We start from the raw sequence: 11,499 nt of genomic DNA on the forward strand, positions 1-11,499 counted from the left end.
AAGTACCATTTTGTTCTCCTTAATTATGTAAGGAGTATTTGATCATGTATAAGCAATAAAAAACAGCTTCAGGTAATAAGGAATATCTCAATTTTTAAACATAAAATGCGAATTGTTTAGTACAAAAAAGCAGCGTTACGTGATCTTTCCCTGACCGCCGTCATCTGGCCGAAGCGGTCGTATTCATAGCGGGTCTGGTAGCCCGAGCAGTCGGTGAAGGCCAGCAACTGCCCGTAGCGGCTCCAGGTCATCTGCCGGATGCTGCCCGTCGCATCCGTTGTCGTCGCCGGTAACTCACTGTACGCGTCATCGTAGCGGTAGCGTACTGTCTCCCCGCTGCGCGATGTCTCCGTTACCAGCCTGTCCAGCTCATCATATGCCCGGCTGCTCTCCAGCCCGTCCGGGTACACCACCGCCGTTAACTGGTTCCCGTCGTTATAGTAAAATTTCGTCTCCCTGCCGTCCGGCGTGGTGATGTCCGTGATATCGCCTGACACCACATTCAGGCCGTACTCTGTCCGCCGTCCCGCCGCGTCCGTCTGTGCCGTGAGCCTTCCTGCCGCGTCATACCCGCTGTGCGTGACGCTGCCGTCCGCCAGTTCTTTTTTCACCACCCGCTTCAGCCCGGCCCCGCCTTCTGTATGCAGCACCTCTCGCCGGTTCAGGCTGTCCGTGATGGTGATGCGGTCCTGCTCATAAAGATAGCGATAGCTTAACCCTGCCGGGTTCAGCTGCTCCACCACCCGCCCGGTATCGTCGTAGCGGTAGCGCATCTCCGGCCTTCCCGCATAACGGTGCCCCACCATCCGGCCCGGGTGCTGCGCGTCATACGTGAAAGCGCGCACCTGCGTATTGCTGCGGTCATATACCGCCAGCAGTTCACCGGCTTCCGTATACGTGTACCGCGCCAGTGGCGCACCTGCCACATTGACTCGCTGCGGCTGTACACCGTCTCCCCCGGCAGCAGCGGCTCAAAGTGAATGCTCCGCCCCCCGTTGTCGTTGAGTATCAGTCCGTCATCACGTAGCTGTAAGCGGATATCCGAAGGCGCTTTCCAGCCGGGGCCGAAAACGCCCACCGGGGCAGGCGTCCTCGTCCGGTAGCTGCTGTAGGTGCGGGAGTGCATGAACGGCAGCGGGCCGGGCAGGGCAAGGTCCGTCTCGCCGGGCAGCACCTTCGCCCCCAGCAGCGGATTTACCGGATGGCCCGAGGTCATCCCGCCCGGACACACCGAGCACGCCACGCCGGTGGGCGCGCCTATCAGTACCCCCGCTGACCCCTGGACTATCGGACCGCCTTTTGCCGTGGCATCACCCTGACGTGCTGCTGGTTTTCCGCTCATGGTTTATTTCCTCTTTCTTTCCCGGCGAGAGTTTATTTTAATCCGGGGGGGATTATTTATTTTCAGACAGGGACTCACATTAAACAGGTAACATTTTAATTAATGCATGGCTGAATATGTATTACATAATGTCAGATATCGCAAAAAGACCAGTGTAGTTCTGTGTGAAAATCTCTAGCCGCTCATTTCATTTATTATCTCAGAGGCAGATCGCATCCTCAATAAACAACCGAACATAATATGGACATTCATTAATCAGGATACACTATTTTCTAAATTATTTAATTCTTTTTTCAATAGGTATAAAATCAGAATCACCAACTTTATACACCTCCTCATCACTAATATATAATGATGCTTTGGCTGCATAAAGTTTAATATACCCAACATTATTGCAAAAAATTATACTGTAATGCGTTTTGTTATTTTTAATGAATTTCTTTTTTATTTCCAAGATGTATAAGCAATCTGCATTAAAATAGCCATCCGATTCAGTATCGGAAGACAATTGGATATTAAAGCTACTAACGCATTCAAAAATTATCTTTGCAGGGCATATGTGAAACACGATTCCATCTCCGATGGAGGAATCAACATTTATAACATAATCAATATCAAGTTCAAGATAATCTTTAATTAATACCTGCCCCCCATCGAAATTGAATTTAACTGCCCACATTTTATTATCATGCATTTGGTCGATAAAATCTTTCTCAACTAGTTTTTTCATATTGATATCGCCACATAAAACATATTTATCTATTATAGATTATACTCACCAAATATTAAACATCGAGATAAAATTTAATATTCATGACATCTATACTCACCACTGCACATACAATCAGCACAATGGAAGTATAAGAATCCATTATGATTTTAAAGTATAGATTGATAACTTATGGTGGTGCAACTCCACAGCCACCAAATGCATGTTTTTGAAGTTTACATGTACAATCAGGATAAGGAATTTGGTTATGTGTCTGATAATGCCAATGCACTTTCGAACCAGTTCTCTGTAAGCATTCAGCATGATCATGATCATAATGTGTTGTTTTATTGAATTTCTCTCCAACTGGTGGGTTACAAGGAGAGCATTGACCCGCTGTATTACACGCAGGCAAGCTAGTAGTTGTTGTACTAGTCTGATTACCTGATTGTTGTGCCTGCGTCGCATAATACGAAGATCCCATTCCCCAAAGAATAGATAAACCTATAGCGCCCTCTATTATACACAAATCTTCCAGACACAAACCTAATGGGTCTATACCTGATAACGGATTTAACGGATATGTGTAAAGGTTTATCCCTCCATTCAACCCAATCGGATCCTGGGTGATATACCTTGCCAACAACGGGTCATAGTACCGGTTCCGGTTATAGTACAACCCCGACTCCTCATCGTGCTGCTGTCCCGGCAGGCGGTATGGCTGGTACAGATGATGCGGGTTCTCCTCATTTAGCTGGTTTCCCCATTCATCATACTCCGCGCTCCACACCGTATTGCCGTCTTCGCTGATGAGGGCCAGCGGCAGTCCCCGGTGGTCGCAGTGATAAAGATGCAGTGAGCGTGCCGCTGTGTACTCCGGCTCTACCTGTGTTGCCAGTTGTTCCACCGTCAGCCCGCACTGTGCCAGCCACTGGCGGCTTTCACTGCTCACTCGGTCTGCCCGGATTTCTTCCTCCAGCCTGTCCAGCATCCTCACCAGTTCAGCCGGGAACACCACACCGTGACCGTCCTCACTCCCTTCCGACTGTAACTTCTCCGCCAGGCTGCGGCGCTGCGCTTTCTCCCATTCGCCGTTCTCTGTCTCGATACGGATGAGCGGCGTGAAGCTCCCCGGCTGGTACACCGTCTGGATACGCGTGGTGTCAGTCTGTACCGTCGTCAGCCTGTCACCGTCCCAGCCGTACCATGTCACCTCCGGTTTACGCGACAGCGACATTTCCTGTGTGGCCAGCCGTCAAAATATTTGAATAGTCTTTAAGATAAAGAAAGGCACCATTTGTCCCACCAACAGAGTAATCCCATTTGCCCGAAGATTTTAAGGGTTTACCACTTTCCATTTTTCCTGAACACTTAAAAGCAGTATCAATACCGTCACCCAAGGCGAGAGCATGAATTGCATTTTTGTTAAATCTCACTCTTTATTCTCAATCGACCCCATATGTACTGCTGGTTCAGCACCATGCTTCAGTAGAAAATTAACGAAATCGACATTATGCTTCCATCTGGCGACACCTAGAGGATTTCGCCCAATGGCTGGGTAAGTTTTATTAATATCTGCCCCATGCAATAGCAAAAATTCAGCTATATCCTGATGTGCTTGAGTTCCATAATATGCAGCAATAATTAATGGTGTTTCCTTATATTTACCTGTAATACCATTGACATCAGTTTTTGCCACATCAACAAGAAAGTAAACAGCTTCGACATTGGCTCTGCCTACAGCTTTACTTAATGCTTCATCTCTACCAGGAATAGTTATATCTCTACATTGTTTAATGTAATGATTTTCGCACTGCTCATCACTTAAACATCTTTCACAAAAAAACCATATTTCTTTTAATTCATCAACATCATCTGGATAACTGGCAACAGAACTCAATGAGTAGTTTTTCTCAAAAACATCATCAAACATACTGCAACCTGCCAAAAACGGGATAAAGAATATTGAAAATAATATTATCAGTTTTAATAACATACTCCCCTCTGCATTCAATTTGGATTAACAACTCTATCATGCGCCTGCTTATATTCATCTGGATTGACATTCTCTCCCATGCTTTGTAATAAATCTAACATTTCAAATTCCATATAGTTATTTAATGCTTTTTCCTGTGCGGCATCATAGGCCGACTGACCAAATTTACTTACTGCAAATTCATATCCTCCTGCCATACCATTACAAAGGGGACGGTATAATGTATGTAATCCTTTTAAATCATTTTTACATGCGTATTTCATATCAGACCCAAGGCCTTTATCACAAGTAGCCTTGTCACTATCTAATGTTCCATAGCATATATCATGATTTCGACAGGCTGGTAAAAAGTCAGCAGCCCCCAAAGAATCAGGTACAAATCTGTCTGTACTCTCATCTCCACATCCATAGCCCCAAGGATGACCATCAGAACGCATCCCTTTTTGCCCCAGTGGATCAGTCTCTGTGACTGGATTCAGTGGGTAATTATACAAGTTCCATCCACCCTCCAGCCCTATCGGATCCTGGGTGATATACCTCCCCTGCAACGGATCGTAGTACCGGTTATGGTTATAGCACAACCCCGATTCCTCATCGTGCTGCTGGCCCGGCAGGCGGTATGGCTGGTGCAGGTGATGCGGGTTCTCCTCATTCATCAGGTTGCCCCATTCATCGTATTCCGCACTCCACACCGTATTGCCGTCTTCGCTGATGAGGGCCAGCGGCAGTCCCCGGTGGTCGCAGTGATAAAGATGCAGTGAGCGTGCCGCTGTGTACTCCGGCTCTACCTGTGTTGCCAGTTGTTCCACCGTCAGCCCGCACTGTGCCAGCCACTGGCGGCTTTCACTGCTCACTCGGTCTGCCCGGATTTCTTCCTCCAGCCTGTCCAGCATCCTCACCAGTTCAGCCGGGAACACCACACCGTGACCGTCCTCACTCCCTTCCGACTGTAACTTCTCCGCCAGGCTGCGGCGCTGCGCTTTCTCCCATTCGCCGTTCTCTGTCTCGATACGGATGAGCGGCGTGAAGCTCCCCGGCTGGTACACCGTCTGGATACGCGTGGTGTCAGTCTGTACCGTCGTCAGCCTGTCACCGTCCCAGCCGTACCATGTCACCTCCGGTTTACGCGACAGCGACATCCACCCCGTCAGGTCACGCATGCGACGCCACACCCGTTTCCCTGTCCGGCGGCCCAGCGGGTCGTAAAGGTAGCGGCTCTCCACCTGCGGCTCGCCATGCTGTATCCGCGTGTAGAACACCAGGCGGTGCTGGTTGTCGTAATGGTAGAGCTGGGTGCGTTCGTCGTACATCCGGATAACACCTGTCGGGATGCGGGCCGTTTTCTCCGTCAGTCGGCCGTATTCATCGTAGCGGTACAGGTAGTGCGCATCTTCGGTGATATGGCTGATGTCAGTAAGCCAGCCGTGGTCGTCATACTGCCACTGTTCTGCCGCTTTGCCGTTCACCGTGCGGTGAGTGATACGGTCTGATGCATCGTAGTGCCAGAGGGTGATGAGTTCCTCGTCTTCACTGCGGATGAGTGATTATATACTTTCATTTATATTTTATATTTTACGACCTTCTTTTTTAAACTCAGTATGCTGGCAATCTACACTGCGAGTCTGATTTATTTGTATCCGATCCATTGATTGATGTTGGATAATTATTAATATATTCGCGCGCCAAATTTTCAGCCTCTTTTGCTTCTTTCTCATCCATATAAGTTGCTATTTTCTTTCGTGCCTCGTTAGCAGTTTTAATCCCATTATAGAATGCCACGGAGAACCATGCATATGATTTTCGAACATCTTTAGATATTTCATCACCTCCTTCCAGGTACAAAATCCCTAAGTTATTTTGAGCTACGGCATAGCCCTGGCACGCGGAACTTTTAAGTAAATCAAGAGCTCTCTTTCTATCTACAGGTAAGTTACCAGCACCTCTAGAATAATATAAAGCAAGAGAATTTCTCGCGCTCATAGAACCTAATTCCGCAGCCTTACCATACCATTTAGCTGCCTGCTTTTCGTCACGAGGAATACCCAGCCCGTAATTATAAATATAACCTAAATTATACAATGCAACAGTATTTTTTTCTCCGCAGCCATCAAAAATAGATTTCTTCCCCGTAAATAATCTATCCTCCCTCCCAAGCCATTTATATAAAAAACCCCTAAATTTACCTGCGCATCGACACTCCCCCTAACTGCTGCCTTGCTATAAAATTCTCTTGCCAATTGTAAATTTTTAGTAACCCCCCACCCTTTTTCGTAGAAAAGGCCAAGATTAAATAACGCAGAAACTGAACCTTGTGTCGCGGCCTTTGAATACCAGAAAGCAGCTTTCTCATAATTTTTAACAACGCCGAATCCTTCTCCGTAAGCCATACCAAGATCTGTTTGAGCGTCTTTATCACCTCTTTCTGCCATTTGCGTTAAATATATCACTCTCTTATTTGAGTCATTTTCACAAAAAACCAACACATAAAAAAAGAAAAAGCTCACAAACAGCATGCTCGCCCCTAATAAAACAAAACCACATCTCATCACTTTATCCTTATTGTTTTTGAGTGTACGAAACTAGATTATCAAAAACAAAATCATACATTTTTTTCGGAAAACCTGATAAACCAGCATCAGCAACACCTTTGACACATACGAATGCTAGTTTTTTCTCATCTCTTTCGCCTTTTACTATTACTGCATCAGCCACATTAGTAATACATGCCGCACCTCTTTCAGCCAAGGATACTTCACCACCTAGCACCCCCCCGGCAACCAAAGCTGGGGCAACGGACCAACCGAAAACGTATTCTGAGAGTGGATTGTATACATTATGCATTGTTTCTACGTTATGTATGACTTTCGCGGCTTCATCTGGAGGTAAATACCTCACCGCAGAATTAACTTGTTGGCATACTTCTTTAATCCCACCATCACCTAATGAATTCCATCCATTTAGCCCCATCGGATCAATCCGCTGCACCGGATTTAGTGGATACGCATACAGGTTCCATCCCCCTTTCAGTCCAATCGGATCCTGGGTGATATACCTTCCCAACAACGGGTCATAGTACCGGTTCCGGTTATAGCACAGCCCCAACTCCTCATCGTACTGTTGCCCCGGCAGCCGGTACGGCTGGTACAGGTGATGCGGGTTATCCTCATATAGCTGGTTTCCCCATTCATCATATTTCGCGCTCCACGCCGTATTACCGTCTTCGCTGATAAGCGCCAGCGGCAGTCCACGGTGGTCACAGTGATACAAATACTGTGAGCGTGCCGGTGTGTACTCCGGCTCCACCTGTCTGGCCAGTTTTTCCACCGTCAGCCCGCACTGCGCAAGCCACGCCCGGCTTTCACTGCTCACGCGGTCTGCCCGGATTTCTTCCTCCAGTCTGTCCAGCAGCCGCACCAGTTCAGCCGGAAATACCACACCATGACCGTCCTCGCTCCCTTCCTGCTGTAACTTCTCCGCCAGGCTCCGGCGCTGCGCTTTCTCCAGTTCGGTCACGTCTGTTTCGATGCGGATGAGCGGTGTGAAGCTTCCCGGCTCGTATACCGTCTGGATACGCGTGGTGTCGGTCTGTACCGTCGCCAGCCTGTCGCCGTCCCACCCGTACCACGTTACCTCCGGTTTACGCGACAGCGACATCCACCCCGTCAGGTCACGTACCCGCCGCCACACCCGTTTCCCCGTCCGGCGGCCCAGCGGGTCGTAGAGGTAGCGGCTCTCGACCAGTGGCTCGCCATGCTGTATCCGCGTGTAGAACACCAGGCGGTGCTGGCTGTCGTAGTGGTAGTGGTGGGTCCGCTCGTCGTCCGTCCGTATCACACCCGCCGGGATGCGGTCCGTCTTCTCCGTCAGCCTGCCGTATTCATCGTGGCGGTAGACATAGTGCGCATCCTCCGCGATGCGGTTATCCGGCCACACTGTGAGTGTACTGTCCGGGTGCAGCTCCGGGTCCGGCAGCCGGTTGCCCGCCGGGTCCGTGGCATACGGGATGCGGATGTCCAGGTCCGGTGCGAGGGTGCGCACGCTCTCCAGCCTGCCCGTGGCACTGTAGCCGTATTCCCGCGTCTGTCGCGGGCCGCTGATGCGCACCAGGTCGCCGTTGTCATTCCACCCGTAGTCACGGTCATACACCAGGCTGTTCAGGTGCTGACTCTGTAACTGACCTGCGGGGGTGTATGTGCTGGTCAGTTCGTATGCGGAATTACTGCCTGCCATGCTGCCGAAGCTGCGCACCGTCTCACGGTGCAGCCTGTCCCGCGTATACTCGACCAGCGGCGTCCCGCCCAGCTTCATTCCCGCCAGGTAACCGCTGCCATACGTCAGCCACTCCACCGGCGGCAGGCTGTCCGGCGTGACGCGGTTTGCCAGCCCCTGTTCGTTGTATGCCTGTTTCGTCTCATGCTGCCAGAGCAGTTCCTCCGTCTCCGGGTTATGCACCGTCTGGCGCTCGCCAGTCAGACGGCCCTTGTCGTCATAGCCATAGTGGACGGCAACACGGTGGCCTTCGCTCAGGTGGCTGATTTCTCTCAGCCAGCCGTGGCCATCATACTGCCACTGCTCTGCCGGTTCGCCGTTCACCGTGCGGTGCGTGATGCGGTCCGATTCGTCGTAGTGCCAGAGGGTGACAAGCCCCTCATCTTCACTCTGCGTGAGTTTTCCGGTCAGGTCATAGTGGTAACGTTGCGTCCGCCCGTCAAAGCCGCGCTGCTGTACCAGCCGGTCCAGCGCATCGTAGGTAAACTCACTTCGGCTGCCGTTCTCGTTAGTCAGCGTGGTGACACGTCCGGCAGCATCATACTCCATACTGCGCGTCAGCCCGCCCTGCGTGGTACTGACCGCCTTTCCCCACGCATCGTACTGTGTCTCACTCCGGTTGCCATCCGGGGTGATGACGGCGGTCAGGTCGCCTGCGGCGTTGTACTCATACTGCGTTTCACGGCCCTGTGCGTCTTTCACCGAGGTTAACCGGCCACGGTTGTCATAGCGGCGGTAAAGGCTGATATCTTCCTCGCGGTGAACCGCCGTCATCTGGCCGAAGCGGTCGTATTCATAGCGGGTCTGGTAGCCCGAGCAGTCGGTGAAGGCCAGCAACTGCCCGTAGCGGCTCCAGGTCATCTGCCGGGTGCTGCCCGTCGCATCCGTTGTCGTCGCCGGTAACTCACTGTGCGCGTCATCGTAGCGGTAGCGTACTGTCTCCCCGCTGCGCGATGTCTCCGTTACCAGCCTGTCCAGCTCATCATACGCCCGGCGGCTCTCCAGCCCGTCCGGGGACACCACTGCCGTCACCTGGTTCCCGTCGTTATAGTAAAATTTCGTCTCCCGCCCGTCCGGCGTGGTGATATCCGTGATATCGCCGGACACCACATTCAGGCCGTACTCTGTCCGCCGTCCCGCCGCGTCCGTCTGTGCCGTGAGCCTTCCTGCCGCGTCATACCCGCTGTGCGTGACGCTGCCGTCCGCCAGTTCTTTTTTCACCACCCGCTTCAGCCCGGCCCCGCCTTCTGTATGCAGCACCTCTCGCCGGTTCAGGCTGTCCGTGATGGTGATGCGGTCCTGCTCATAAAGATAGCGATAGCTTAACCCTGCCGGGTTCAGCTGCTCCACCACCCGCCCGGTATCGTCGTAGCGGTAGCGCATCTCCGGCCTTCCCGCATAACGGTGCCCCACCATCCGGCCCGGGTGCTGCGCGTCATACGTGAAAGCGCGCACCTGCGTATTGCTGCGGTCATATACCGCCAGCAGTTCACCGGCTTCCGTATACGTGTACCGCGCCAGTGGCGCACCGGGCAGATTCTCCGGGTATGCCGGGTCGTGCATCAGCCACACCGCCGAAAGACGGATGCCCCTGTCGGGGCCGTATTCCGTACCGGGCAGTGTGTCGGGGAACGCTGAGGCTGAGAGAGGGCGGGAACGGTCAGAAGAAGATAGCGAAGAGGTGCGGGCCTCTTCCGCACGCAGCGCCTGCGTGGTCAGCACCAGACGGAACTTCCGCCCGGCACCGTCCGTCACGCCGGTGATTTCCCCGGCCAGGTCACCGGCGGCCTCACGCCGGTACGTCAGCGTCTGCCCGAAGCGGTCCGCCAGCCCGGTAAGCACCCGGTACGGCGGCAGCGGCGCTGGCAGTACGTCCTCAGTATCCGGCACCCGCTCACTCCACCCCAGTATCCACCACGGCCCCTGTGCACTGTTGGTCGCCAGGTAAAGATGCGGGCTTAACCGGATATCCGGCGGCAGCGCCCCCCACAGCCGCGCCAGCGTGTGGCCGTCCGGCTGCGCTGCCTTACCACCGCGCACCAGCCACATTGACTCACTGCGGCTGTACACCGCCTCCCCCGGCAGCAGCGGCTCAAAATGAATGCTCCGTCCGCCGTTGTCGTTGAGTACCAGTGCATCATCGCGTATCTGTAAGCGGATATCAGAAGGCGCTTTCCAGCCGGGGCCAAAAATCCCCACAGGCGCAGGCGTCTTCGTCCGGTAGCTGCTGTAGGTGCGGGAGAGAATGAACGGCAGCGGGCCGGGCAGCGCAAGGTCCGTCTCGCCGGGCAGCACCTTCGCCCCCAGCAGCGGATTTACCGGGTTGCCCGAAGTCATCCCGCCCGGACACACCGAGCACGCCACGCCGGTGGGCGCGCCAATTCTTACACCTGCCGAACCCTGGACAATGGGACCGCCATACTGAGTCATATCTCCCTGACGCGCCGCTGGTTTTCCGCTCATGATTCAATTCCTTCTTCTGTTTATTTTTAATGCTTGTTTGTTACTGAATACCGAACAGGTACGGGATCAGTACTCTCTCATATCCGGCGTATCCTGCTTTTCATCAGGGGTCTTCGGTGGGGATTTCGAGGCTGCACAGTTCCAGTTAATCAACAGTGAGTCACCATTAACCTGCTCCTTACCCTGCAAATGAATTTTTGTGCCGTTGAGAAAAATTTGTCCGTCCTTAGTCAGCACCAGCCTTGCCTTACCACAGCAGAGTTCCAGATGCTCACCGGCGGAGTAAATCGCGGTCTGCCCGGTATCATCCTTTTTCGTTTTACCAACGGTGAAGGTAACGTTATTTCCGACTTTGACGTCATAACCCAGCCCGACCATCAACGACTTATGCAAACCGATCTGCGAGGACTGCATCAGGGCCACCGAGGTGTTCATAATGCCACCTACCGTCGTCTGATACGCCACGCCCACAGTCAGCGCACGAACAAGTCCAATCGTTTCCACCTGAACAGAGCCCACTTTAATGATCTGGTTACTGCCCACCGTCTCTATCTGGTTAACGCCCACTGTCTGTATCTGATTGTTGGTAACCGCAATCATCTGATTGTTGCCGATGGTCTCAGCATGGTTGTTTATCACATCCGTGGTGCGGTTATTCAGCACCTCGGTGTTCATGTTCTTCTGCGCGTGGATGTAGACCTGTTCTTTCCCTGTCGCATC

The 11,499-nt window shown here is 52.2% G+C and carries 7 protein-coding genes and 3 pseudogenes; all 10 read right to left on the reverse strand.

The features are described from left to right. Positions 1–152 precede the first annotated feature (152 nt). A pseudogene (locus FQZ95_RS26935) lies at positions 153–1,342 on the reverse strand (DUF6531 domain-containing protein); the annotation flags it as partial. Positions 1,343–1,619: 277 nt separating this feature from the next. Next, on the reverse strand, positions 1,620–2,072 hold the full coding sequence (locus tag FQZ95_RS06460) for a hypothetical protein (RefSeq protein ID WP_032184170.1): 453 nt from the start codon (positions 2,070–2,072) through the stop codon (positions 1,620–1,622). 169 nt (positions 2,073–2,241) lie between these two features. After that, positions 2,242–3,288 (reverse strand): annotated as a pseudogene (locus tag FQZ95_RS06465) (RHS repeat-associated core domain-containing protein); the annotation flags it as partial. Beyond that, positions 3,272–3,487 (reverse strand): hypothetical protein, encoded by a 216-nt coding sequence (locus FQZ95_RS06470; RefSeq protein ID WP_148787585.1) that lies wholly within the window; start codon positions 3,485–3,487, stop codon positions 3,272–3,274. The gene FQZ95_RS06470 and the pseudogene FQZ95_RS06465, both read right to left, overlap by 17 nt. Then, positions 3,484–4,047 (reverse strand): ankyrin repeat domain-containing protein, encoded by a 564-nt coding sequence (locus tag FQZ95_RS06475; RefSeq protein WP_160530020.1) that lies wholly within the window; start codon positions 4,045–4,047, stop codon positions 3,484–3,486. The genes FQZ95_RS06470 and FQZ95_RS06475 overlap by 4 nt, the downstream gene beginning before the upstream one ends. A gap of 14 nt (positions 4,048–4,061) precedes the next feature. Continuing rightward, positions 4,062–5,453 (reverse strand): annotated as a pseudogene (locus FQZ95_RS06480) (RHS repeat-associated core domain-containing protein); the annotation flags it as partial. Between the two features lie 187 nt (positions 5,454–5,640). Beyond that, positions 5,641–6,126 carry a tetratricopeptide repeat protein gene (locus tag FQZ95_RS06485; protein ID WP_160530021.1) on the reverse strand — a complete coding sequence of 162 codons (486 nt, stop codon included), beginning with the start codon at positions 6,124–6,126 and terminating at the stop codon, positions 5,641–5,643. Continuing rightward, on the reverse strand, positions 6,114–6,593 hold the full coding sequence (locus FQZ95_RS06490) for a tetratricopeptide repeat protein (RefSeq protein ID WP_160530022.1): 480 nt from the start codon (positions 6,591–6,593) through the stop codon (positions 6,114–6,116). Before FQZ95_RS06490 ends, FQZ95_RS06485 begins: the two co-directional genes overlap by 13 nt. A gap of 10 nt (positions 6,594–6,603) precedes the next feature. Continuing rightward, the gene (locus tag FQZ95_RS06495; protein ID WP_237427962.1) at positions 6,604–10,779 is read right to left on the reverse strand and encodes an RHS element core protein; all 4,176 of its coding nucleotides are present in this window, start codon (positions 10,777–10,779) and stop codon (positions 6,604–6,606) included. A 66-nt stretch (positions 10,780–10,845) separates the two neighbouring features. After that, positions 10,846–11,499, reverse strand: a 654-nt coding sequence (locus FQZ95_RS06500; RefSeq protein ID WP_404852872.1) for a bacteriophage T4 gp5 trimerisation domain-containing protein, incomplete at its 5' end; no start/stop codon positions are given.

This window comes from Escherichia sp. HH41S, assembly GCF_009820115.1.
Lineage (GTDB): Bacteria > Pseudomonadota > Gammaproteobacteria > Enterobacterales > Enterobacteriaceae > Escherichia > Escherichia coli_F.